The sequence below is a fragment of the Bacillus sp. KNSH39 genome, assembly GCF_052656585.1.
Genome location: NZ_JBQXYO010000001.1, coordinates 131,986 through 155,557 on the forward strand (window position 1 = coordinate 131,986; position 23,572 = coordinate 155,557).

Sequence of the window (23,572 nt, forward strand, 5' to 3'; positions counted from 1 at the left end):
GAGTTCAAGGTTTTTATCCTTGAACTCCTTTTTGTTAAGCAATATGGATGTGATATGTTTTTAACCATTCATTTACTTGTAGCATATACTCCATGGCACTTCTTGCTTCAAAATTGTTAATCTCTTTATTACTTTGATCAGCAATTGAAAGTAAGATGGAATGGTTAATAAGTGAGAAAATAGGATTGTTTTTATTGCTACACATATCAAGTGTTAAATTACGGATTGTTTGTAAGTAGTGTGGATCTTGTGAAGTTGGATAAGCGCTTTTTCTTCTATTACGTACATCGTCAGGTAAAGCTGGTTGTAGTGCTCTACGTAAAATGCCTTTTTCAATATTATCAATACTTTTTATGTTGAAAGGAACATTCCATAAATATTCAACTAATCTATAATCACAAAACGGTACACGAACTTCAAATCCAACAGCCATACTCATGCGATCTTTACGGTCAAGTAAGAAAGGAAGGAATCGTGTTAAAAATAAATAAAACATTTGGCGTTGTTTCGCGGATTTTTTACTTTCCCCTTCAAGAGTAGGTACTTCAAGTATCGCTTCTTGGAATCGTGTATCAATATAGTTTTCTAGATTACATTGGTTACTTACTTCATTTAGTAGAAGAGGAGATGTATTTTTCCAATTTGTTAGCCAAGGAAACTTATCTACATATAGTAATTCTTCTTGATGAAACCAAGGGTATCCACCGAATACTTCATCAGCCGATTCACCGGATAAAGCTACGGTCGCATCTTTTTTCATTTCGCAAAATAGTAAATATAGTGAAGTTTCCATTTCACCAGCACTCGGTAAATCTTTCGCATGAAGGGGAACGAATAAGTGATTTGCTAATTCTTCAGCATTCACAATAATATCATGATGCGCTGTCCCTACATGTTCAGAAACGCGTTTTACCCAAGGAGCGTCTAAACCAGTGCGAGCAAATGTCAGCTCGAAATCTTTTGCACTATTTACAAAGTCAACGGAATACGTATGAAGTGTTTTATTTTCCGCAGCAAATTCTTTACCCGCAAGTGCAGTAATACCGCTAGAGTCTAATCCGCCTGATAACATACAAACGAGAGGAACATCGGCAATTAATTGTCTTTTTACTGTATCTTGTAAAATAGATAAAATATGCGAAGATGTATCTTCTATAGAGTCTGTATGGAACTTACTTTCTAAATTCCAATACTTCGTAACTACTTTTTTATGACGTGTAAATGTTATAGAATGTCCAGCACGTACTTCTTTAATATGTTTAAAGACGCCACATCCTGGAGTGCGAAATAAGCCTAATCCAAATATTTCATTTATTCCACCCGCATCAAGTTCAGCAGGGACAGATGGATGCGCTAATAATGCTTTAATTTCAGAGCCGAAAATAATACTGTCATTTCTTTCTGTGTAAAAGAGTGGTTTTACACCTAAATGATCTCGTGCTAAAAACAATTGTTGCTTCTGATCATCCCATAAGGCAAAAGCGAAAATTCCGTTTAAATATCGCACGCAGTCTTCTTTCCATTCTAAATAAGCATGTAGTAATACTTCTGTATCTGAATGGGTCTCAAATGCATGCCCACATTTTTGAAGCTGCTCTTTAAGTTCACGGAAATTATAAATTTCTCCATTATAGGTAAGAGCATACGTATAATCACCAGCACGGAATGTCTTCGGCTGTGTCCCGCCTTCTGGATCAATTACAATTAAACGCCGGTGTGCAAAGGCCGCATGAGGTGAAAACCAAAATCCTTCAGCATCTGGACCACGATGCTCAATACTATTTGCCATCTTTTTTAAAATAACATGTTGATTTGAAAGGTCTTCCTTCCAATCTACCCAACCTGTAATTCCACACATACACATCTCATCTCCTAAATTAAAATAGTAGATTAACGAAATAAAATGTACACTAAGTTAAAAAGTGACTATATAAATAGTGTACTACATGAATTAAATTACAGACTTGAGAAAATTTTCTTTGAACGCATAGTTATGTGAGACAATGGCTAAGGGAAAGTATTCCATTACATACAAAAAATAAAAAGATGAGAGAAAAAATTTTCTCAGACGTTATATAGGGTGTAAAAGCTTTTACAAAACAATAAGGGGAATCGCTACATGAAATCAAATGAGAAAAATTTTATAAAAAGATTACAGCGGCAAAAAGAAGACGCGTTAGAATTTGTTGTCGATACATACTTACCACTCATAAAGGGGATCACGCATAAAGTTCTACTTCCCATTCAAAATGATGGACTCATAGAGGAATGTATAAACGATATATTTCTTTCCATTTGGAATAACGCAAATAAATTTCATGGAGAGCCGAGTGATTTTAAAAAGTGGATTGCAGCGATTGCAAAGTTTAAAGCAATTGATTATTACCGGAAATCTACTAAAACAGTAGAAATCATTTCAGATGAGCTTCATATCAGTACAGAAAAATCAGCAGAAGACGAATTAATCGTTATGGAAGATAGGGAAGAATTATTGAAGCTCATTAATCAATTAGAACCGCTAGATCAAAAGGTGTTCATTATGAAATATTTACTTGGTATGAAGACAGAGGAAATAGGTGACAAGTTAGGATTAACTCGGGCAGCAATTGATAATCGAGTGTACCGGGGGAAAAAGAAACTACAACAAAATGCTACGAATATTAGTTTTGGAGGTAGTGCAATATGAAAGACATTTATGAACTATTAAATGATATTGATATAGACGAAAAAGAACTAGAAGAAATTGAGGCTTCTGAAATTGAAAAGGAAAAAGTAAAACGAAATGTAAAACAATCGATACGTGCGAAGAAAAAGATGAAAAGTTGGAAAAAAGGTGTCGCTGCTGCATCTATTTTAGTCGGCGTATCGGTTGCCATGCTTGGCATCGGATTTCCGACATACGCTGGAGGATTACCAATAGTAGGGGACATATTCCGGTTTTTAGATAATGGTAGAACAGGGTTATATGAAAATTATAAAGAGTTTTCGACTGAGTTGAATATGACAAGGGAGAGTAATGGGGTTAAGGTTACAATTAATGATGCTGTGTTCGATGGTAGAACAATCACAATCACATACTCTATTGAGAGTGATAAAGATTTAGGTGAGAAGCCAAATATATTTGGATATCCGCAGGTGATGGGGTTTAATGGCGGGGGAGGAAGCTCTCAAGTAACAAAAGTTGGAGAGAAAAAGTACGTAGGTATGACTACGATGAGTGGTAATAGTAGTAAAAGGTTAGATGTTGCAAACGTTTGGTGGAATATGGAAGAGATTGAGTTGGATTATAAAGGTAATTCAATTAAGGGGAATTGGAACTTCGCACTTAGTTTAAAAGCAATGGAGAGTAAAGAAGTAAAAGTTAATAGGGTTTCTGAAAATGAATTAATAAAAGTAAATATAGACAAAATGGAAGTAACTCCGATGTCATTTATCGTTTTTTTCAATCAGGAAGAATCTAAAGTATTAAGAAGTATATGGGATAGCGCTGATGTGGAATTAGAAATAAAAGATGATTTAGGAAATAAATATGCTGGTGAAGGAAATGGCGGAACTAGTACAGTAGCAGAACCGCACAAAAGTAGTTGGAGTTCTACATTCCAAAAGTTAAACGAAAATGCAACAAAGCTTATCGTTACACCTCGTGTACACTTGCGAGTTCATACACCTGAAAATCATGGTGGAGTAGAGTATGTGAATGGAAAAGAGAAGAAAATAGAAGTGCCGAAAAAAGAAGCGAAGAGTAAAGATATTGTGTTAGATGATATCGTCATTGATTTAAAGAAATAAAAGAGAGACTGCCTAAAACCATTTAGGCAGTCTCTTTTTCGTTAAGAACTAGTAACGAGCAATGCATGCGGATGCTGCGTTTTATATTCATCTTTCCACGGAATATTTAGTTGTTCCCACGATTCGCCGCTATCATTGGATTGAAAGACGCCATTGTTATTTAACGTGTAGAACGTATGTGGTTCGGCTTCGTTTGTAGCAAACATCGAAATGACTGTACCGATTGCAGATGGTAGTCCTTGTTGTACTTGCTGGAAAGGAGTATCTTTCGTTTTTCGATAAATATAAGATTCATAAGGGATACGGTGATGAGCGAGATCAGCACTTGGCGCGGCAGAAACGAGAATCGTATCACAATCAGCTGGATCAATTGCCATGCTGTATAAATAATGATGTTCAAGTCCTTCACTACATGAGATCCAGCTGTTTCCATTGTTATAACTTTCAAGATAAGCACGATCAGGTCCGCCCATAAATCCGTCACCACATGATGCATAAAGGCGATTTGGTGCTTCAGGGTGCATAAGTAATTGATGTGCATCGATAGGGGCACCGAATTTTTTATCAATCCATGTATGCCCTTTATCGTTACTTTGAATAACAGCACCAGCTTCGATTGAAACGTGTATTGTATTAGGGTTGTTTGGGTCAACTGTAATCCAGCGTACGTGATGGGTAAAAGGTCTAGGCGGGAAAGCCCACGTATAAGAAGATAATAATGATTTCATATTTTTAAGTTCAGTCCACGTTTCACCACCATTTTCAGAGTGAAATAAAGCGCTCGGTTCTGTGCCAACATAAACGACACCATATCCGTTCACTTGTTCATTTGAGCTTATTGTTATGGAAGTGATAGAGGAGTGCAAAATACCATCTTCTTTAGGGAAATCAAAGTAACGATAAGAATCTCCAATTGGTCTCCATGAATCCCCGCTATCGTCACTTAACCATAGACCTCGTTCAAATGTTCCGCAATATACACGGTTTGGGTGGAACGGATCAACAGCGATACAGGTAGGTTGCATATTTTGTAAGTGGTAAGTCGTTTCATAGTTATCATATTGTTCTTTCACTACAACAAGTTCACGTTCCATACAGAGAAATAAACGTTTCATTTAAGTAACCTCCTTAAAATTCTTTCATTAGTAAACAATATGAAAATAAAAAAGAAGTAGTCTTGTTTTATTTGAGAAAAAGGGATTGTCTAAAAAGTAGCGAAGTGTGTATACAGAGGAAGCGGGCGTTTACAATCAGTTGATTCGGGATAAAGATGGGGAGTTTGTTTCATACTAACATACAGATATTGTACTTAAAGGAGTATAAGTATGGGACATTCGCATGATCATGGTCATTCAAAAAATAAAAAGGCATTACTAATTGCCTTCCTACTAACAACAAGTTTTATGATTGCAGAAGTTGTTGGTGGCTTTGTAACAAATAGCTTAGCACTACTATCTGACGCGGGGCATATGCTAAGTGATGCAGTATCTTTAGCTTTAAGTTTACTTGCGTTTAAGCTCGGAGAAAAAACAGCAACAACTGTGAAAACATATGGATATAAGCGAGTCGAAATGTTAGCAGCATTATGTAACGGTGTCGTTCTTATTGTCATTTCGGTATACATTTTTATTGAAGCAATCCGTCGTTTTAAAGAACCAGTTGAGATTGCTAGTAATGGGATGCTCATTATTGCAGTCCTTGGTCTGCTTATTAATATTTTATCAGCTTGGATATTAATGAGAGGCGGAGATGTGAAAGGTAATTTGAATTTAAGAAGTGCTTTCCTGCACGTACTAGGCGATTTATTGGGTTCCGTCGGAGCGATTATTGCTGCGTTACTTATTAAATTTTTCGGATGGACTGCTGCAGATGCGATTGCTAGTATTCTTGTGTCTATTTTAGTCATTATTAGTGGATGGCGTGTAACACGTGATACGGTTCATATATTAATGGAAGGTGCACCACAGCACATAAATGTTGAAGAGGTAAAAAGTACATTATTAAATATTCCGATTGTCAAAGAAGTTCATGATTTGCACATATGGTCTGTCACATCGGATTTTCAAGTATTAACTTGCCACTTGATTATTAAAGGGAATGAAACGCAAAGTGTATTAAAAAAGGCTACGTATGTATTAAAGGAGAAGTTTCATGTAGAACATGTCACCATTCAAGTAGAAATAGATGGTGAATTTCATCACGATGAGACAACTTGCAAAGTATGAAAGAAAAAGGATAAGAAAAAGTGTCATAACATTTTTCGCACGGCATACATATATATAATGTGGCCACAAATACTTTGCAAGGTAAATATTTCATGAAATTACTTTACTTATAAAGAGTCATCTTTTATAATCAAAAGTGGTAATTGATAAAGATTATCATTTTCAATGATCGTAGAAAGGAGTTTTTTAAAAGATGAGTAGTCAACTCCGTTTTGCTGTTGAAAATCGTAAGAGGCATTTAATTGATGAGTTAATTGGAGCAGGTGTGTTTAAGATTCGCGACCGACAATTATACGAGCTGTCTTTAGAGGAATTGGAAAAAGAGTACGAAGATATGGAAGATTATGCAAATATTCAGGCGTAGCTATATAGATTAGTAAAAGGAGAGCTGGTTACGATTTTGTGTAACCAGCTCTCTTTTTATTTCGTAGAAATTATTTTTTGTATTTCTTTCATGGGACGGAGCCAGTTTTGGGTCATTATTTGTTCCATTTGTTTTTCGTCCTGCTTCTGTAATGCTTGAATGATAGAGTGATGTTCTTCAATAGATTGACTTGCTGGAACAAAGTTTTGGAAAAACAAATATTCAAGACGTAAAACGTGAAGTTGCATATTTTCTAGAAAGGGTTCAATATATTGGTTTTTAGCAATAGAAGAAATTGTATTGTGGAATTGTATATCTAATTTTAAAGCTTGTTTTGCGTTTTTTTTCTCTATAGAGTGCTGAAAATGATCATTTATTTCAGAAAGTATTTGAATATCAGCGTCTGTAATGTTTTGAAGAGCTTGCTTTCCTATAATAGAGTGAAGACCAGCCATCGTTTCATAAATGATAGATACGTCGTCTAACTTAATAGGAGCAATTTTCGTTTTTTGCCCTGGTACCATTTCCACTAATCCAGAAAGCTCTAATATTTGAAGTGCTTCCCTTACAGGTGTTCTGCTTACTCCTAGTGCCTCAGCCAATTCCCCATCATTAATTTTTTCATTGGGCTTCAGTACACCTTCAATAATCCAATTTTGTAGTTGATTTAAAACGAGTGATTTTGCTGAAATTCTTCCTGGTTTTTTATAATTTTGAGGGACAGGCATAGTGAATTCAATCCTTTCATTGTATATTTTCCTTTTTTGCATGAACAAGCTTTAATTTTTGTTTCCCTTCATCCGGTTTTTGGCTTAAGATGAGCACCATTACAATGACACAAAAAGCGCCTAATAACTGAAAAGATTGAAATGGCACGTGCAATATAAGTATAGAAGAAATAATAGCTGCGAGTGGTTCTGTGCAACCAAATAATGTTGTTTCTTTCGGAGTCAGGTATCGTATGCTGTCTAAGTATAAATAAAAGGCAATAAGTGTCCCGAAAATGACGACAAATATGATGAGCGGTAGGGTACTTAGTTTTACATATTTCATAGTTGATAATAAAATGAATTCGTTTGTAGAAATAAAGTGTACAATCGTTACACCAATACCCCCAATAATCATGCCCCATCCAACGATAACGGAGGAAGACCATTTTTCTAACAATTCCTTTGAATATAAACTATAAAAAGCGAGAGATAATCCAGATAAAATACCCCAAATAATAGCTGGTGTAGAAACAGCCAAGTTATGAACAGACCCGTTTGTTAGTAAGAGAAAAGTGCCTGCTAATGAAAGGGTAATTGAAATGAAATCAATTTTTGATGGACGAACGTTCCATTTGAAAAGTAAGTATACAGTGATGAATATAGGAGCTAAATATTGTAATAATGTTGCCACGGCAGCATTTCCTTCTTTAATTGAAGCGAAATACGTATACTGTACAGCAAGCATACCGAATAGACCAAACAAAATCATTTTAATAGCATCAGATTTTTGTTCCCAAATGCCAAATATCTCTTTTTTTCTCGTTCCGAATGAGGAAATAATGAGCAAAATAATTCCAGATATAAGTAAACGGATCGTAACTAACCATTCGGTTGAAACATTGTCATATTGAAAAAGCTGTTGTGCAGCTGTACCAGACAAGCCCCATAAACAAGCACCGATTATGACCATTATAATTCCTTTTAATCGATTTGAATCCATATGATTTAAAATTCTCCTTTCTAAAAATATAAATTGAATACAATATGCAATATATCACAGAATAACTCGTTAATAAACTGAAATTTCTAATTTTATTTTTTTTATGTATAGTAAAATATTGTAGAGGAGGGGGAGTATATGTTAGCTGGATTTTTAGTTTGTTTATTTGTTGGGTTACTTATCATTTTTTTAGGGTATCAAATACATGTGAAAAAGAGGTTGTTTTTGTTAGCAGGATATCAAGAAGAAACGTTTGTTGGAGATAAAAATAAATTAGCGAAGCTTTCAGGAGCATTTTCTTATATAGTTGGAGTTGCTACTATAATATTACCGCTTGGCTTAGAAAAAATAGGGGATGTAGTTGGTATCGTATATGCTATATTAATTGTTTTAGTTACAATTGTATTTATAATTAAAGCAAACCTATTAAATAAGAGTGCTATAAAGTAAAAAGGCTTCATTCTACTGAAGCCTTTTATTAATTATTATGAAGTATAAGTAAAAGCCGGAATAGGATCAATAAATGTATTCCACTTTTGTCCCATTTCCTTTTCTGTTAATAGACAATCATCTAATGATTGTTCAATCACAGAACGATTCATATCAATACCGATAAATACGAGCTCAGTTATTCGATCTCCATATCGCTCGTCCCAGTTTTTTAATACTTCTGGTTCTTCTGCAATCATTTGATTTCTTTCAGTTTCAGGTAATGCGGCTATCCATTCACCGGCTCCTTGAATTGTAATAGAGGAACCTGCTTGAGATAGAAGCCCTATCATATTATTACGAGATGCCAGCCAGAAGAATCCTTTCGCTCTTACAACATCTAAAGGCCATTTTTCTAGCCAATTCATAAGGCGCTCGGGATGGAAAGGATATTTGCGGCGGTAAACAAAGGAATTGATACCGTATTCTTCCGTTTCCGGTGTATGATAGTCACTATTTAATTCTTGTATCCAGCCGGCCGATTGACTGGCTTCTTCATAATTAAATAGATTTGTGTTTAAAATTTCTTGTAATGGTACTTTGCTAAACGAAGATTCAAGAACTTTTGCATTAGGATTTAATTTTTTTAGTAAATGATGAAGCTCTATCACATCTTCTTTTTCTAGCAAATCTATCTTATTAAGAATAATTACGTTTGCAAACTCAATTTGATCTATTAATAAATCAATAACTTCCCGGGTATCATTCTCATCGATTGCTTGTTTTCGGTCTAATAAACTTTCTCCATCTGCAAAATCATCCCAAAATCTGTTTGCATCTACAACTGTAACCATCGTATCGAGGCGACAATTTTTCGTTAAATCAATGTTAAGAACTTCGTCTGTATAAGTAAACGTTTGAGCAACTGGAATAGGCTCACTTATACCAGAAGATTCAATAATAATATAGTCAATATCACCATTTTCCACAAGACGATTCACTTCTATCATTAAATCTTCTCGTAGTGTACAACAAATACAGCCATTTTGAATTTCTACTAGTTTTTCCTCCGTACGTGAAAAACCACCCTTTTTTATAAGAGATGCATCAATGTTTACTTCGCTCATATCATTAACGATAACAGCTACTTTTAAGTTATTCTTATTAGTCAAAATGTGATGTAGTAAGGTAGTTTTTCCAGATCCTAAAAAACCACTTAATACAGTGATAGGTACTTTTTTCATGAAATGATCTCTCCTTTAAATCGTAATGATTACGTTTTATGTTAAACGATAGGGAAAGAAAAAGCAAGAATAAATCATAATGATTACGATTTAAGAATAGAAATAGACTATAAAATTTGTGCTGTAGTATGGAGCATTTGGACAAGCACATGTTTACATATAAATAAAATGGAGGCGAGAAGCTTGGTCTTTAATAGAGTTTCAAAAGAATTAGTAGGCATAGCTCTTATCGCTATGTTTCTCTTTTTATTATTTTTTGTAGATTTTACAAGTCTAGCAAATTTGCACAAAAATATGCCACAGGAATGGTTGAATGTGAATACAGTATTTTTAAGTATCATTTTTGAAGCAATACCCTTTATTTTATTAGGGGTAATTGTTTCTTCATGTATTCAAGTGTTTGTGACGGAAGATATGATTCAAAAAGTACTGCCGAAATCTCCGATTGTTGCAATGATTCCGGCAGTATTTGTGGGAGTTCTTTTTCCAATGTGTGAATGTGTCATTATACCAATTGTAAGAAGGCTCATTCAAAAGGGGTTGCCACTTCATGTAGGCATTGTTATTTTACTGAGTGCACCCATTATGAATCCAGTTGTTCTTTTATCTACTGTATATGCGTTTCCAAAAAATGATTACGTTGTATATGCACGCTTTGGGATAACAATTTTAGTTGCTCTATTCATAGGTCTAATTGTGTATTATTGCTATCGCGAAAGAAATGTTTTAAAAGATGTAGAGGTTTCAGTTCAAACAAGCAATAAAAAGAGTTGGAAAGATGTTATGAATCACATTGTAGATGAGTTTTTTGATACTGGTAAGTATTTATTGATTGGTGCTTTTTTAGCAAGTGTATTTCAAACGTTTTTTGATCGGAATGTACTGGATGCAGTAGCACATAACGAAGTAATTGCCCCCTTTATTATGATGGGATTTGGTTATGTTTTATCAATTTGCTCTGCAGCCGATGCTTTTATAGCGGCATCTTTTGGACATGTTTTCTCGGTAAAGGCACTTCTCGCATTTCTTGTGTTTGGGCCTATGCTTGATATGAAAAATACGTTAATGCTATTTGCATATTTTCAAAAGAGATTTGTATTCTTTTTGATAGGAATTGTCATTATATCTGTGTATACCATCCTGCAAATCATAATGTTATAGGAGGTGAGAAAGAATGGGGAAAGAGGAGCAGAAGGCATATCATTGCTATATTCGTGGCATTATTTTAATTGGTTTAGCAATGCTCTTATTTAAACTACTTGTAACAGGGAATATTTATAATTTTATCGCTCCAAAAATGATCAAATTTACGTATATAGCTTTTGTAGTAATTTTAATTTTTGGTATTGTACAAGTTTGGAGAGATGGAAGAGAAAAACAGCATGATTGTAATTGTTGTAAACATCATACAACATCAAAATCAGGGATAAAAAGTTTCTTTGTATATGTTTTATTTGTCGTTCCGATAGTTAGTGCTTTTCTCTTTGGAAGTGTAACAATTGATGGAAGTTTAGCAGGAAAAAGGGGTATGAATCAAAGTGTACAGTCGAGAAGTCTAGAAAGAAACGAAAAAGAGGGGAAACAGGTTAAGTTTGATGGGCGAGAAGTATCAGTTGATCCAGAAGAAACATCAAATTTAGCAACGATTTATAAAACGGAAGAGCAAGTAGTAAAAAGTATGTTAGGACAGCGTAAACTACAAGTAAAGGATAAGGATTATGTTCAAACAATGAATGTAATTGGTCAAAATGTCAATTGGTTTAAAGGGAAAGAAATTACATTCTTAGGGTTTATATATAAGGATAAAGATGTGACGGGTAATAAAGCAGTAGTGGCTCGATATGGTATAACTTGTTGTATTGCGGATGCATCAGTCTGGGGGATGATTGTTACCGGGAAAAATATTGAAAAAATTCCAGAAGAAACATGGGTGAAAATAACAGGATTATTAGATGAAACGACATATAAAGGAACAGTCTTTCCACTTGTAAAAGTAAACAAAATCGAGAAAATTAATAAGCCAACTGACCCATATGTATATGATGCTTTACCTCAATAGAAAAGAATAAATTCTTCATATTTTCATGAAATAGAATCATAATCATGGCAATAAAAAAATAAAGATAAGAGTAATTTGGTTTGTTAAAAATATGTGCAGAAGGAGTTATGCGATGAACTGGGTTACTCATAAACCATCATTTGAATTTGAAACATTTAGTCCTATTATTCGGTCACAATCTGCGTGGAGTGGACATTTAGATTTTGCATATGACTTAGTACGATTTGAAAAACCGGAAACTTTAGTTGAGTTAGGTACACATCTAGGTGCTTCTTTCTTCAGTTTTTGTCAAGGAGTAAAAGATGGAGGGTTATCGACTAAATGCTTTGCAGTAGATACTTGGGCTGGAGATGGGCATACAGGTCCATATGGAGAAGGGGTTTTTCAAATAGTAGAAAAAGTAGTGAGCGATAACTACCTTAATATAGGAAATTTAATTCGATCTACTTTTGATGATGCTGTAGACCGGTTTCAAGATGAAACGATAAATCTTTTGCATATTGATGGCTATCATACGTATGAAGCTGTTTCTCACGATTATAATACATGGCTACCGAAAGTCGCGAAAAACGGTATTGTATTATTTCATGATATTGAAGTTAGAAGTGGTGATTTCGGCGTGTATAAGTTTTGGGATGAGGTAAAAGCGAAGTGCCCTCATTTTCAATTTGCGCATTCATATGGACTGGGAGTGTTATTTCCGAAGGGTTGTAGTGATAAGTTTGAGGAAATACTTAAAAATAAAGAAGAAATACAAAATATGTATAAATAAAGATAGGGCATACATCATTTTAAGGATGTGTGCCCTATTTTTTGCGTAGAAAATAATGGTGTGAATTAAAAAGTTAAGATAGTTGTAAAAAGTTTTGTTGCAGCAAATATTAAAAAAGTTAGTATGGGATTGTTCCTTGTAAATAAAGTGAAGCTTTAATATGTTCATATCGATTCGGAATTTTACAGTAGTTAATTTCTTACCTAAGTGCTTTGCACTTACTGAATTTTAAGGCGGAGGTCTTATTGGCCGAAAATATCGGGATAAATAAAAATACAACATTTTTTATATTTTTCATTGCGAAAAACGTAATCTACTTTTACAATAGAAAGGGTTGTGAATATATTATACTGGAAAAATAAATCGAAATAATATGAAAATTTTGTTTTGTCTTCGCTAATTGTATATTACATACATGTAAGACGACATACGTCATGTTATCGACTTGTAAGGAGAGAAAAAAATGAAAAGTGTAAGATTACCATCGATGCTAGAAATCATAGTTCTTTTATTACTATTTCTTGCTGTTGTCTTTTCCTTCCAAACGATTTTTGATCTCCCAATTCAATTAGCGCTATTTATTTCATGGTTTTTAGTAATTGCGCTTGGATTAAGATTAGGATTTCGTTATCAAGAATTGCAAGATGCAATTACGAAAGGGATTTCTAACGGATTAGAAGCAATACTGATTTTAGTTGCAGTAGGTGCTTTAATTGGAACGTGGATTGCTGGTGGGGTAGTACCAACATTAATCTATTATGGATTAGAATTTATTCACCCTAGCATATTCCTATTAGCAACATTAATTATTTGTTCTATAACTTCTATCGCAACAGGAACGTCTTGGGGAACAGTGGGAACAGCAGGTATTGCTATGATGGCGATTGGTGAAGGACTTGGTTTACCACTTCCGCTTGTTGCTGGTGCAGTTCTTTCAGGAGCTTATTTCGGCGATAAATTATCACCACTTTCTGATAGCACAGTTCTTGCAGCTTCTATGGCGAAAGTAGATGTTATTGCTCACGTTCGAGCTATGCTCGTATTAGATGTTCCGGCTTATATTATTACTAGTATTATGTTTACTGTAGCTGGTTGGATGTATGGCGGCGATAATGTAGATTTGAATCGAGTAGAATTTTTAAAAGAAGCTTTATTAAAGCAATTTGATATTAAAATATGGATGCTTGTTCCGGCGGTCATTGTTATCGTTCTATTAGCGATGAAGAAACCGTCTATGCCAACAATTGCAATGGGAGCTTTAATTGGTGCAATTTGGGCAACTCTTTTCCAAGGGATGAACTTTGGAGAGGCGATTGGAACAGCTTATAACGGATTCTCAATTCAATCTGGTGTTGAGTTTGTTGACAAGTTATTAAACCGTGGTGGAATTAACGGCATGCTTGGCTCAGTAGCCGTTATTATTTTCGGTTTAGGATTTGGTGGATTACTTGAAAAACTAGGTGTTTTAAAAGTAATCGTATCAAAATTTGAGAAGAAATTAAATTCTGCAGGTAATGTAACATTGTCTACATTAATCGTGGCATTCTTAGCTAATATATTTGGTTGTGCGATGTATGTATCACTAATTTTAACACCAAAAATTATGGAAGATAGCTATGATAAATTAAAAATAGACCGTCGTGTATTAGCGCGTAACTCAGAAGTAGGTGGAACGTTAACTTCAGGTATGGTTCCATGGTCTGATAATGGTATTTTTATGGCGGGTATTTTAGGTGTAGCAACGTTCTCATACGTTCCGTTTATGTGGTTAAGCTTCGTATCGTTAATTTTAGCAGTTATTTACGGATATACAGGCAAATTCATCTGGTATGTAGATGATGCAGATAAAGGAAAGCAAGCATCATAAAATAAAAATCACCTTCTACAATATGTAGAAGGTGATTTTTTTATTTTTTAATAGCATTTGCTGAAGTTATTTCATTCTCATATTTAGCAATTTTTTGTTGTATCTTTTTTAAGTTTTTTTCAGTGTCTTGCATGAGCTGTAAGACATTGGTCTCCTGTTGTTTCATTAATGCTAACCTTTGAAGGATGGTAGATTCTCCTTCCATAGACCAGTCGATAAATTGTTTTATTTTTTGAATTGGCATACTGGTGTTTTTTAAACACAAAATCATTTCTAAATATTTCAGTGCTTCTTCATCAAAAACTCGATCTCCTTTTTCGTTTCTTTGCAGAAAAGGAAACAGTCCTTGTTTATCGTAATAACGTATTTGAGAAATAGTTAAATGTTGCATTTTGGCGACTTGCCCAATTGTATAATACATATCATTCATCCTTTTATTACCAAGGTATAATGCCATCTTTGTTAAGTATTTTACCATTATAGTTTGTTTCACTTAATGCATATTTAATAATAATTTTAGCACTTTCAGTGGTTGTATGGCCACCAGGGGAATTTCCATTAAGATCCGTAGTTGTAAAACCAGGAGTTACCCCAAATACTTCTGGACCGTTAGTGGCAAATTCTTTACTAAAAGCTAATGTTAAAGCATTAATAGCTGTTTTGGAAGAATTATATCCTAGTGTATTAATTGGATGTGTTTCACCATTAGCAAACATTGTTAGTGAGGCCATGTCAGTTGTTACATTTATTATTTTACTGTTGCTTGAATTCTTTAATAATGGTAAAAAGGCTTGCATCATTTGGAAAGTTCCAAAAAAATTAACTTCAAATCCTTGGCGTAAAGTTTCAATATTTAATTCACTAGGTAGTGTATTGAAGTCTAGCGCTATGCCTGCGTTATTAATTAATAAATGTAAGTGGTCAGTCATTTCGTAAATTTTCTTTATTGCTTCTTGAATGGATTGTGAATTTGAAATATCTACTTGAATATAGGAAACGTTTGAAACATTTAAAGATTCTACGGCTTGTTGTCCAAGTTGTTCATTACGAGCACCTAAAAATACGTGATAATCTTTTTCTGCTAATTGACGTACAAGTTCATATCCAATTCCTTTATTTGCACCTGTTATAAAAGCATATTTTTTCATATTGAATTCCTCCAGTAGTGTTATAGTAGGTTACAATGGAAAGGATACAGCCTAAACTTAAGTTTAGGTCAAGAGGAATTTTTTAAAATAAATATAGAATATCTATATATAAGAGTGAGAATTCTTATCATTTAAGAGAAAGTCTGTTATTATAAGAGATGTAGGTATTATATTTTCAAGGGGATGAAAACATGGAGTACAGAATTGAAAGAGATACATTAGGAGAAATAAAAGTTCCAGCTGATAAATTATGGGCAGCACAAACACAACGTAGTAAAGAAAACTTTCCAATTGGAACAGAGCAAATGCCACTTGAAATTGTAAAAGCATTTGCAATTTTAAAGAAGAGTGCAGCGCTTAGCAATCAAAAATTAGGAAAGCTATCAGAAGAAAAAGCAGAAGCAATTGTAGAAGCTGCGGATGAAGTGATTGCAGGGAAATGGAATGAACATTTTCCGCTTGTCGTATGGCAAACAGGTAGTGGTACACAGTCAAACATGAATGTGAATGAAGTAATTGCAAATCGTGGGAATCAAATTTTGAAAGAGAAGGGATCTGACGTACATATTCATCCGAATGATGATGTGAACATGTCACAAAGTTCAAATGATACATTTCCAACGGCGCTTCATGTAGCTTGTGTAATCGCAGTAGAAAATCACGTATTACCAGCAATTACGAAATTAAAAGAAACTTTAGCAGAAAAAGTAACTGCATTTGAACATATTATAAAAATTGGTCGTACACATTTACAAGATGCAACGCCGTTAACTTTAGGGCAAGAAATTAGCGGATGGCACCGTATGCTTGAAAAAACAGAGCGTATGATTGCAGAGAGCAATACATATATGAAAGAGTTAGCAATTGGTGGAACTGCGGTTGGAACAGGTATCAATGCTCATCCTAAATTTGGTGAGATGGTATCAGAGGAAATTAGTCAATTTACAGGTAAACAATTTGTTTCTGCACCAAATAAGTTCCATGCATTAACGAGCCATGATGAAGTTGTATATACTCACGGTGCATTAAAAGCATTAGCTGCGGATTTAATGAAAATCGCTAACGATGTACGTTGGCTTGCAAGTGGTCCACGTAGTGGTCTTGGAGAAATTATTATTCCAGCAAATGAACCGGGAAGCTCTATTATGCCAGGGAAAGTAAATCCAACGCAAAGTGAAGCATTAACGATGGTTGTAGCGCAAGTGATGGGGAATGATGCAACAATCGGATTTGCTGCGAGCCAAGGTAACTTTGAGTTAAATGTATTTAAACCTGTTATTGCTTATAACTTCTTACAATCAGCTCACTTATTAGCGGATGCAATTGTTTCGTTTAATGACAATTGTGCAGTTGGTATTGAAGCAGATGAAGAAGTAATTAATGAAAATGTGAATCGTTCACTAATGCTTGTAACAGCGCTAAACCCACATATCGGATATGAAAATGCAGCGAAAATTGCGAAGCATGCTCATAAAGAAGGGTTAACTTTAAAAGAAGCAGCATTGCAATCTGGGCTACTAACAGAAGAGCAATTTGATGAAATTGTAGATCCAAAGAAAATGATTGCTCCAAAAGAGTAATAGAGAAAGCCAAGGTTCTTAGTATAGAATCTTGGCTTTTTTGATGTTCATTTTTATGTTTCATCTACTTGCAATACTACAAGCTTCAAAATATATTATTTGTTAGCAGGCGTATTCATTACTTTCATCTGTGGGCAGTTCTCTTTTAAGAGTGAAATGAATTTTTCTTCTTCTAGTGGTACGAAAGTGGTCACTGAGTCAAATAAATTGTAATGGATTTCTAATTGTTGTCTAGTCCATTTTTTTGAATGAAGTTTTTTACCAGAGTATTTAACGTGACGAATATCTTCAAATGGAATTTCAGTATGAAAAATGAAACCGTGTTTTACAACAAGAGATGATTCCGTTATGTTGTAGTGAGAGAAATAGAATGAAGAAAGATTCACGATATTTAATAGCATCATGAGAGTGAAAAAAATAGAATTTTCATTTTGGAAGAATAACGAAACGAAAAAAATAATTATAAATAATGTAATGAAAATGACGTGGAATGGATTTTTTTTCGCTTTAAATTTCAAGTTAGTCACCTCGGTATACTTGTTCTTTAACTAAATTAAATCATAACATTGTGATAAAACGTGTGAATATGCAGAATTGCATATTCGCGCGTTTTATTATTCATGTAAAATTTCTTGATGGGATAAATTCAAAAGAAGTTTTGTAATAGTGGAGTGGCATAAAGTGACTTACAAGAATAGAAAGATAGCGTTAGTCATAATTAGTTGTATGATCATTATGAGTAGTTGTGCTAATAAATTTGTTGAAGATAGAAATCGAAAGCATACATTTGTACAAGCAAGTAAGGTTTTAGTAGAGACTGTAAATAGAATATATAAAAAGTAAAGGATGTTTTCTTATACGAAAACATCTTTTTTGTAGTTAAAATTGAATACTGAAGTTTTGGAATGAGTGAATACCAGTTCCATATTCACTAATCGCATATGTATTCTGTGCAATTTGTTTAACGGTAAACTAAGGGTCTTAAAGAATATTTATGTTCTATTTCACATCCTATAAAATGAATTTGTATAAACATATTCGCTTTTCGTTGTATTAAACCCTTTTGTTAGATGTTTTTATAAAAGTTTATAAAATGGGCAAACGAAACGTTGAAATGTTTGTTTGTGTTGTGATAAGATGATGAAGTGATAATAAACGATATGTTGATTTGTTTGGTTTTAAATAAACATTTTGAAGGAGTGTTTAGTATGAGCGATATTTCAGAGAAGTTTTGGGATGCGTCAATAGAGGAATTAAAGAAAGGGTATGTGTTTGATGAAGAAAAAGAGGAGTACATTTGCTTAGCTTGTGGTGAAACATTTATTAAAGGTGTTATTTATCAAGATAACCAAATTTTGTATGAAGCAGAGAAGTTCGTCCAATTGCATATTCAAAATGAGCATACGTCTATGTTTGATTATTTGTTAAATATGGATAAGAAATTTACTGGTTTAACGGATTTACAAAAGAAAATGGTTCAGTTTTTCCATATGGGACTGAATGATAAAGAAATTGTAAAAGAGATGGATGGCGGAAGTACATCAACAATTCGTAATCATCGATTTACACTGCGAGAGAAAATGAAGCAAGCAAAAGTATTTTTAGCGCTAATGGAATTATCAGAAGAAAAATCAAAAGTACAAACGAAATTTGTGCCAATTCATAGAACAGCAACGATGGTGGATGATCGATACAATATTACGGAAGAAGAAAATGATGAAGTATTAAAAGCTCATTTTACAGAAGGATTAGATGGACCTCTCTCTAAATTTCCGAAGAAACAAAAGCGTAAATTAATTATATTGCGCCATTTAGTGAAGAAGTTTGATAGTAATAAAAAGTATACTGAAAAAGAAGTAAATACAGTGATAGAAAATGTATACCCTGATTTTGTAACTTTAAGAAGATATTTAATCGAATATGGATTTTTAGATCGAACAGCCGATGGAAGTCAATATTGGGTGAAGTTATAATCATACGAAAAGAAAATGAATAGAAGCACAGTATTATAACAACTATACAAAGAGATAGAGATTGAAAATAGATGTTTAATAAAAGGAGAAATGAAATTTGAAACCACCTGCAGATAACAATAAAGAAGGTGCGGAGTCACATAAGTTGGAAAGTGAGAGTAAACCGATTTGGAAATCGATGTCGATGTTTTTAGTACCGTTATTATTAAGTAATGTACTACAATCAGTTGGACAATTATTTGGTATGGTAGTAGTAGGAAGATGGCTTGGAGTTAATGATTTAGCGGCTATATCAGCATTCTTCCCATTATTTTTCTTGCTCGTTTCATTTGTAATTGGTATCGGTTCAGGAAGCTCTATTTTAATTGGTCAGGCGTTTGGTGCTAAAAACGAAGATCGTTTAAAAGCTATCGTTGGTACGACGTTGACGTTTACCTTTATTATTGGAGTTGTATTGGCGATAATAGGCAGTATTTTTGCGATGGATATTATGCGTCTAATGGGAACGCCAGAAAATATTATTGAAATAAGTGTACATTATGCACGGATTTTATTTATATCGATGCCAGTATTATTTTTATATTTCGCATATACAACATTTATGAGAGGTACAGGAGATTCTAAAACGCCATTTTACTTTTTAATTGTAAGTACAGCGCTAAATATGATCTTATTACCGGTTCTTATTTTTGGATGGTTAGGAGCTCCGAAATTAGATGTGTATGGAGCGGCCTATGCATCTGTTATATCTACAGTTATTACGTTTATTGTCATGCTTGTGTATTTAAAGAAGAAAAATCACCCATTACAACTAGATGGAACGGTTAGAAAATACCTTCGAATGGATGGGGAGTTATTAAAGCTATTACTAAGGCTCGGTATTCCAGCGAGTATTAATATGATATTAGTTTCATTATCTGAAATTGCCGTAATCGCATTTGTAAATCGTTACGGTTCGGATGCAACAGCTGCTTACGGCGTTGTGAATCAAGTTGCAAGTTATGTACAAATGCCAGCAGTTAGCCTTGGTATTACAGTTTCCATTTTTGCGGCACAATCGATTGGTGCGAATCAATTTGATCGATTACAGAAAGTTGTGAAGGCCGGAATTATTATGAACTACGTCATCGGTGGTGTGTTAATATCTCTTATTTACGTATTCTCAAGAGACATTTTATCACTATTTTTAACGAGTCAAACTACAATTGAAATTGCTCATAGCTTAGTTATGATTACATTATGGAGTTATTTAATTTTCGGTCATGCACAAATTATTAGTGCGACAATGCGAGCGAGCGGTACAGTACTTTGGCCAACTGTTATTGGAGTTGTTTCAATTTGGCTTGTAGAAGTACCCGTAGCATATTATCTTTCTTACCATACAAGTCTTGGAATAGAAGGCATTTGGATCGGGTATCCAGCAGCATTTATTGTCAGCTTAATATTACAGTATGCATATTATAAGCTTTCATGGCAAAAGAAACGAATTACACGATTAGTTAGTTAAATAGAAAAATGTCCCTAAGTTATTAGACTTAGGGACATTTTTTCGTAAGTTCAGGTTTATAAATAGCTTTTTAAAGTTATATCAAAATGTTGTCTAATGAGTGTTTTATCACTCATATAAAACTCCCACGCTCTTTCCGGTTCACCGATAATCTCAAAGGATTCCTCTGTAATATATAAAGCGCAATTATCCTCCAGTGCAATTCCTTCTATATTCCCTTGATGATTTTGTAAAAAGGAATGGAAGGCGTTCATTCTGTTTAATTGATTATAATGTGGACAAAATCTTTTATTAACAATACCCCATCCGTTACTCTCTATATAACCAGAACCTTCATAATCTGATCGGATACTAGACGTGAACCAACACATAGCACCAGCGCTATAACCAGCAATAAGTGTTCCTTGCTGCAGAGCCAATAATAATTTTTCATCGAGTCTATGTTCTTTCCATTGCGTAAGCATGTGAATATAGTTCCCGCCACCTAAATAAATTAAATCGGCTGAATGAATCATCTCGTCTATTTCATACTTTGAAGGTGAATCTGTTGTAGTACGTAAAATTTGTACTTCACAATGTAATTGTTTTTCAAAAGTGTCTAAAAATAATTTTATATAGCTTTCATCATCATGACTAGCCGTTGGAATAAACAATATTTTTGGGTACTGTTTATTTGTTAATTCTATAAGGCGTTCATTAATAGGCAAGTGATTTGAATCTTGTAAATCACCGCCACCAATGACAGCTAATTTCATAGTAAAGCACCACCTAATTATTTTTGTTATATAAAAATTCGATAGAAGAGAGTTACATTCCTTCCGTAATGTAATCAATAATTAGAAAATGTAGCTTAAGTATATCGGAATAGTAAAGAAACTACTGACTATATATACCAATGCATTAGAAACCATACATTGATATATAATATTTCATACTAATGTTTCAAAATATGGAAAAAATATGTTTAAATAGATATAATGACGCATTGATTCATATTGAATTTATACTTATATTTTAAAAGGGTATCGGAAATAATAGCGATTTTTTAAAACAGTTTTTACTTTTAATAGGAAGTTGTATTACAATATGTTAAAATTATTTCAATATATTTATTTAATATGAAATACAAAGAAGGAGAGTGAAAAAAGTGGATTTTCGATTTGAATTTACAACGAAGCTGAAAGAATACTTAGACGATGAGAAGGATGAAAAAATAATAAAAGATGGACACAGAGATGTAATTTTTCACTATTTATATGCGTTAGAGACTGAAATTGGCGTTGTTAAAAATCCTAATTTTACTTTTTTTGCATCAGGAAGACGTTCACATATAGTGTTAGAAAACGTTGAATTTAAAACAGAAGTAAATGTAAAAAGTAATATAATTGAAATTACAAAAATAGTGGATAATGTAGCTATTCCGTTAGATACTATCGTAGCGAAAGATCGGGAATTATTTGCACTTGGACGTAATGAGAAGTTTAGTGTACAAATATTAGAGCAGTATCTTTTTGATACATTTGGAGAAAAATTAGGTTTAAAATGAATGGAATAGCCTATGTATTTATGGGTAGTTAATTTTCATATATATCATTTACGTTTGACCTTTCATTTAATTTATACTACAATTCGTAGTGTGAAAGGAGTTGTACAATGTTTACTCAAAACTATAAGTTAAATGAGCACGGGTTAAATCATTTCTTTGGACCGCTTGAAGCGAAAATTATGGAGATTGTTTGGTCTAGCGATGGTATTACTATTAAAGAAGTGCAGCAGAAATTAAGTGAAGAATCACCTGTGAATTTTAACACTGTTATGACAGTTATGAACAGGTTAGTAGAGAAATTACACTTAGAAAAACAGACTGTGAAAAGAAGTGGTATATATCGTGCTGTACAAACAAAAGAAGAATTCTTATCCAATCAAACGAAGAAAATGACACAGGAATTGATGGGGGAATTTGGAGATTTAGTTGTAAATCATATGTTAGATGAGTTAGAGCAGGCTGATCCGACTTTAATAAAAAAGTTAGAAGACAAATTGAGTCAGTTAAAAAGAGAGGATTAATGAAATGAAATGGCAAATGCGTAAAATCGTATTGTTAGCAGTAATTGTTAGTATCCTCTTTTTCAGTATGTTAGTGTATTACGTTACATATCCATTTCTGTTTCAAAATAAGATGTTCCTTCTTTCAAATTTTTGCTTGTTCCAGTTAGAAAAACATATGAAAGAATTATCGCTGATTCGTATTATAATCGCTGGATTATTACTACTTACTGTATTAATCGTGTGCAAAAGAATTTGGCGACAATTTTTCTATAGTAAAAAATTACAAAAAGTACTTATCCCTTTCGTCCGAAAAGGAAAACAAATATATATATTGCCGACTACGGAAGTTGCGGCATATACAATTGGGCTATTTCGTCCGAAAGTTGTCATGTCAGAAGGGATGCTTCAAACATTTTCAGATGAAGAAATAGATGCAATTATTTTCCATGAAGAATATCATCAAAAGAATTGGGATCCGCTAAAATTATTTTGTTTTACGCTATTAGCAGAAGGAATGATGTACATACCGATATTAAAAGGGTTGTTACAGCGATATCATACGTATCAGGAGCTAGCTGCTGATAAATATGCGATGCAAAAAATGGAATCTTCATTTGAGTTAGGTAGCGCGTTATTAAAATTAATTAAAATAAAGACAATGGAAAATCGATGTGTTACAGCTTCATTTGCAAAAACAGCAATAAATTTACGAATCGAGCAAGTGTTAAATGAAAAGGTTGTTAAGCTTACTATTCCGTTACATACGAATTCGGTATATGTAACAGTAGGTTTATTCTGTATGTCGGTTGTACTTATTGTCGGAGAGTGCATATAGCCTCTTTTTTTAAGAATAAAC

General features: G+C 33.6%; 24 protein-coding genes. 15 read left to right on the forward strand and 9 right to left on the reverse strand.

Annotation, left to right across the window (positions count from 1 at the left end; all coding sequences use genetic code 11):
• Positions 1 to 34: 34 nt before the first annotated feature.
• Positions 35 to 1,858: an asparagine synthase (glutamine-hydrolyzing) gene (asnB, locus tag ACUL40_RS00700; RefSeq protein WP_445422942.1), complete on the reverse strand. Its 1,824-nt coding sequence runs from the start codon at positions 1,856 to 1,858 to the stop codon at positions 35 to 37.
• Between the two features lie 261 nt (positions 1,859 to 2,119).
• Between asnB and ACUL40_RS00705 the strand changes: the two genes are divergently transcribed.
• Together ACUL40_RS00705 and ACUL40_RS00710 are read left to right on the forward strand one after the other, a co-directional pair.
• Entirely contained in the window at positions 2,120 to 2,686 is a 567-nt protein-coding gene (locus ACUL40_RS00705; RefSeq protein WP_048534371.1) for a sigma-70 family RNA polymerase sigma factor, read from the forward strand.
• Positions 2,683 to 3,789, forward strand: a complete 1,107-nt coding sequence (locus ACUL40_RS00710; protein WP_059303945.1) for a DUF4179 domain-containing protein — start codon at positions 2,683 to 2,685, stop codon at positions 3,787 to 3,789. Before ACUL40_RS00705 ends, ACUL40_RS00710 begins: the two co-directional genes overlap by 4 nt.
• A 41-nt stretch (positions 3,790 to 3,830) precedes the next feature.
• On the opposite strand, the gene ACUL40_RS00715 is transcribed toward ACUL40_RS00710, so the two are convergent.
• Complete coding sequence (locus ACUL40_RS00715) at positions 3,831 to 4,904, reverse strand: WD40/YVTN/BNR-like repeat-containing protein (RefSeq protein ID WP_445422941.1); 1,074 nt, start codon at positions 4,902 to 4,904, stop codon at positions 3,831 to 3,833.
• Between the two features lie 210 nt (positions 4,905 to 5,114).
• Here ACUL40_RS00715 and ACUL40_RS00720 point away from each other — a divergent pair, with 210 nt between their 5' ends.
• Positions 5,115 to 6,014 carry a cation diffusion facilitator family transporter gene (locus ACUL40_RS00720; RefSeq protein WP_322368912.1) on the forward strand — a complete coding sequence of 300 codons (900 nt, stop codon included), beginning with the start codon at positions 5,115 to 5,117 and terminating at the stop codon, positions 6,012 to 6,014.
• 193 nt (positions 6,015 to 6,207) lie between these two features.
• On the forward strand, positions 6,208 to 6,378 hold the full coding sequence (fbpA, locus tag ACUL40_RS00725; RefSeq protein WP_000098302.1) for a Fur-regulated basic protein FbpA: 171 nt from the start codon (positions 6,208 to 6,210) through the stop codon (positions 6,376 to 6,378).
• A 56-nt stretch (positions 6,379 to 6,434) separates the two neighbouring features.
• Here the strand turns inward: fbpA and ACUL40_RS00730 are convergent, their stop codons facing one another.
• Both ACUL40_RS00730 and ACUL40_RS00735 read right to left on the reverse strand, forming a co-directional pair.
• Entirely contained in the window at positions 6,435 to 7,106 is a 672-nt protein-coding gene (locus ACUL40_RS00730; RefSeq protein WP_002040907.1) for a GntR family transcriptional regulator, read from the reverse strand.
• 16 nt (positions 7,107 to 7,122) lie between these two features.
• Positions 7,123 to 8,088 carry a DMT family transporter gene (locus ACUL40_RS00735; RefSeq protein WP_445422940.1) on the reverse strand — a complete coding sequence of 322 codons (966 nt, stop codon included), beginning with the start codon at positions 8,086 to 8,088 and terminating at the stop codon, positions 7,123 to 7,125.
• 138 nt (positions 8,089 to 8,226) lie between these two features.
• On the opposite strand from ACUL40_RS00735, the gene ACUL40_RS00740 reads away from it, so the two are divergent.
• Positions 8,227 to 8,538 carry a DUF3784 domain-containing protein gene (locus ACUL40_RS00740; RefSeq protein WP_000879374.1) on the forward strand — a complete coding sequence of 104 codons (312 nt, stop codon included), beginning with the start codon at positions 8,227 to 8,229 and terminating at the stop codon, positions 8,536 to 8,538.
• 35 nt (positions 8,539 to 8,573) lie between these two features.
• On the opposite strand, the gene ACUL40_RS00745 is transcribed toward ACUL40_RS00740, so the two are convergent.
• The gene (locus ACUL40_RS00745) at positions 8,574 to 9,761 is read right to left on the reverse strand and encodes a GTP-binding protein (RefSeq protein WP_000757677.1); all 1,188 of its coding nucleotides are present in this window, start codon (positions 9,759 to 9,761) and stop codon (positions 8,574 to 8,576) included.
• A gap of 168 nt (positions 9,762 to 9,929) precedes the next feature.
• Between ACUL40_RS00745 and ACUL40_RS00750 the strand changes: the two genes are divergently transcribed.
• The 4 genes from ACUL40_RS00750 (at position 9,930) to nhaC (ending at position 14,459) form a co-directional block, all read left to right on the forward strand.
• Entirely contained in the window at positions 9,930 to 10,922 is a 993-nt protein-coding gene (locus ACUL40_RS00750; RefSeq protein ID WP_171287437.1) for a permease, read from the forward strand.
• Positions 10,923 to 10,935: 13 nt separating this feature from the next.
• Positions 10,936 to 11,820 carry a TIGR03943 family putative permease subunit gene (locus ACUL40_RS00755; protein ID WP_079004209.1) on the forward strand — a complete coding sequence of 295 codons (885 nt, stop codon included), beginning with the start codon at positions 10,936 to 10,938 and terminating at the stop codon, positions 11,818 to 11,820.
• Between the two features lie 112 nt (positions 11,821 to 11,932).
• Positions 11,933 to 12,592, forward strand: coding sequence for a class I SAM-dependent methyltransferase (locus tag ACUL40_RS00760; protein ID WP_001104669.1), 660 nt, complete (start codon positions 11,933 to 11,935; stop codon positions 12,590 to 12,592).
• Between the two features lie 463 nt (positions 12,593 to 13,055).
• Entirely contained in the window at positions 13,056 to 14,459 is a 1,404-nt protein-coding gene (gene nhaC, locus ACUL40_RS00765) for a Na+/H+ antiporter NhaC (protein WP_000843992.1), read from the forward strand.
• A 40-nt stretch (positions 14,460 to 14,499) separates the two neighbouring features.
• Here the strand turns inward: nhaC and ACUL40_RS00770 are convergent, their stop codons facing one another.
• Positions 14,500 to 14,880, reverse strand: coding sequence for a MerR family transcriptional regulator (locus tag ACUL40_RS00770; protein WP_000291863.1), 381 nt, complete (start codon positions 14,878 to 14,880; stop codon positions 14,500 to 14,502).
• A gap of 16 nt (positions 14,881 to 14,896) precedes the next feature.
• Positions 14,897 to 15,607, reverse strand: a complete 711-nt coding sequence (locus ACUL40_RS00775; protein ID WP_000759544.1) for an SDR family NAD(P)-dependent oxidoreductase — start codon at positions 15,605 to 15,607, stop codon at positions 14,897 to 14,899.
• 191 nt (positions 15,608 to 15,798) lie between these two features.
• On the opposite strand from ACUL40_RS00775, the gene fumC reads away from it, so the two are divergent.
• On the forward strand, positions 15,799 to 17,187 hold the full coding sequence (gene fumC / locus ACUL40_RS00780) for a class II fumarate hydratase (protein WP_000456608.1): 1,389 nt from the start codon (positions 15,799 to 15,801) through the stop codon (positions 17,185 to 17,187).
• 95 nt (positions 17,188 to 17,282) lie between these two features.
• Here the strand turns inward: fumC and ACUL40_RS00785 are convergent, their stop codons facing one another.
• Entirely contained in the window at positions 17,283 to 17,705 is a 423-nt protein-coding gene (locus ACUL40_RS00785) for a PH domain-containing protein (RefSeq protein ID WP_000669069.1), read from the reverse strand.
• A gap of 690 nt (positions 17,706 to 18,395) precedes the next feature.
• Between ACUL40_RS00785 and ACUL40_RS00790 the strand changes: the two genes are divergently transcribed.
• Together ACUL40_RS00790 and ACUL40_RS00795 are read left to right on the forward strand one after the other, a co-directional pair.
• Complete coding sequence (locus ACUL40_RS00790; protein ID WP_001280271.1) at positions 18,396 to 19,160, forward strand: DUF2087 domain-containing protein; 765 nt, start codon at positions 18,396 to 18,398, stop codon at positions 19,158 to 19,160.
• Between the two features lie 97 nt (positions 19,161 to 19,257).
• The gene (locus ACUL40_RS00795) at positions 19,258 to 20,667 is read left to right on the forward strand and encodes an MATE family efflux transporter (RefSeq protein ID WP_445422939.1); all 1,410 of its coding nucleotides are present in this window, start codon (positions 19,258 to 19,260) and stop codon (positions 20,665 to 20,667) included.
• 56 nt (positions 20,668 to 20,723) lie between these two features.
• Here ACUL40_RS00795 and ACUL40_RS00800 read toward each other — a convergent pair whose 3' ends face one another.
• Entirely contained in the window at positions 20,724 to 21,422 is a 699-nt protein-coding gene (locus tag ACUL40_RS00800) for a peptidase E (RefSeq protein ID WP_000762118.1), read from the reverse strand.
• Between the two features lie 392 nt (positions 21,423 to 21,814).
• On the opposite strand from ACUL40_RS00800, the gene ACUL40_RS00805 reads away from it, so the two are divergent.
• The 3 genes from ACUL40_RS00805 to ACUL40_RS00815 all read left to right on the forward strand — a co-directional run bounded on the left by ACUL40_RS00805 (position 21,815) and on the right by ACUL40_RS00815 (position 23,551).
• On the forward strand, positions 21,815 to 22,213 hold the full coding sequence (locus tag ACUL40_RS00805; protein WP_000347525.1) for a DUF3942 family protein: 399 nt from the start codon (positions 21,815 to 21,817) through the stop codon (positions 22,211 to 22,213).
• A gap of 107 nt (positions 22,214 to 22,320) precedes the next feature.
• Positions 22,321 to 22,734, forward strand: coding sequence for a BlaI/MecI/CopY family transcriptional regulator (locus tag ACUL40_RS00810; protein WP_000495053.1), 414 nt, complete (start codon positions 22,321 to 22,323; stop codon positions 22,732 to 22,734).
• 4 nt (positions 22,735 to 22,738) lie between these two features.
• Positions 22,739 to 23,551 (forward strand): M56 family metallopeptidase, encoded by an 813-nt coding sequence (locus ACUL40_RS00815; protein ID WP_000871937.1) that lies wholly within the window; start codon positions 22,739 to 22,741, stop codon positions 23,549 to 23,551.
• Positions 23,552 to 23,572: the final 21 nt, after the last annotated feature.

Coding starts and splice junctions, on each gene's coding strand:
- ACUL40_RS00770 (WP_000291863.1), bottom strand. CDS start 14,880: ATGTATTATACAATTGGGCAAGTCGCCAAAATGCAACATTTAACTATT.
- ACUL40_RS00730 (WP_002040907.1), bottom strand. CDS start 7,106: ATGCCTGTCCCTCAAAATTATAAAAAACCAGGAAGAATTTCAGCAAAA.
- ACUL40_RS00705 (WP_048534371.1), top strand. CDS start 2,120: ATGAAATCAAATGAGAAAAATTTTATAAAAAGATTACAGCGGCAAAAA.
- nhaC (WP_000843992.1), top strand. CDS start 13,056: ATGAAAAGTGTAAGATTACCATCGATGCTAGAAATCATAGTTCTTTTA.
- ACUL40_RS00710 (WP_059303945.1), top strand. CDS start 2,683: ATGAAAGACATTTATGAACTATTAAATGATATTGATATAGACGAAAAA.
- asnB (WP_445422942.1), bottom strand. CDS start 1,858: ATGTGTGGAATTACAGGTTGGGTAGATTGGAAGGAAGACCTTTCAAAT.
- ACUL40_RS00815 (WP_000871937.1), top strand. CDS start 22,739: ATGAAATGGCAAATGCGTAAAATCGTATTGTTAGCAGTAATTGTTAGT.
- ACUL40_RS00775 (WP_000759544.1), bottom strand. CDS start 15,607: ATGAAAAAATATGCTTTTATAACAGGTGCAAATAAAGGAATTGGATAT.
- ACUL40_RS00715 (WP_445422941.1), bottom strand. CDS start 4,904: ATGAAACGTTTATTTCTCTGTATGGAACGTGAACTTGTTGTAGTGAAA.
- ACUL40_RS00760 (WP_001104669.1), top strand. CDS start 11,933: ATGAACTGGGTTACTCATAAACCATCATTTGAATTTGAAACATTTAGT.
- fumC (WP_000456608.1), top strand. CDS start 15,799: ATGGAGTACAGAATTGAAAGAGATACATTAGGAGAAATAAAAGTTCCA.
- ACUL40_RS00790 (WP_001280271.1), top strand. CDS start 18,396: ATGAGCGATATTTCAGAGAAGTTTTGGGATGCGTCAATAGAGGAATTA.
- ACUL40_RS00755 (WP_079004209.1), top strand. CDS start 10,936: ATGGGGAAAGAGGAGCAGAAGGCATATCATTGCTATATTCGTGGCATT.
- ACUL40_RS00720 (WP_322368912.1), top strand. CDS start 5,115: ATGGGACATTCGCATGATCATGGTCATTCAAAAAATAAAAAGGCATTA.
- ACUL40_RS00800 (WP_000762118.1), bottom strand. CDS start 21,422: ATGAAATTAGCTGTCATTGGTGGCGGTGATTTACAAGATTCAAATCAC.
- ACUL40_RS00810 (WP_000495053.1), top strand. CDS start 22,321: ATGTTTACTCAAAACTATAAGTTAAATGAGCACGGGTTAAATCATTTC.
- ACUL40_RS00745 (WP_000757677.1), bottom strand. CDS start 9,761: ATGAAAAAAGTACCTATCACTGTATTAAGTGGTTTTTTAGGATCTGGA.
- ACUL40_RS00750 (WP_171287437.1), top strand. CDS start 9,930: ATGGAGGCGAGAAGCTTGGTCTTTAATAGAGTTTCAAAAGAATTAGTA.
- ACUL40_RS00735 (WP_445422940.1), bottom strand. CDS start 8,088: ATGGATTCAAATCGATTAAAAGGAATTATAATGGTCATAATCGGTGCT.
- fbpA (WP_000098302.1), top strand. CDS start 6,208: ATGAGTAGTCAACTCCGTTTTGCTGTTGAAAATCGTAAGAGGCATTTA.
- ACUL40_RS00740 (WP_000879374.1), top strand. CDS start 8,227: ATGTTAGCTGGATTTTTAGTTTGTTTATTTGTTGGGTTACTTATCATT.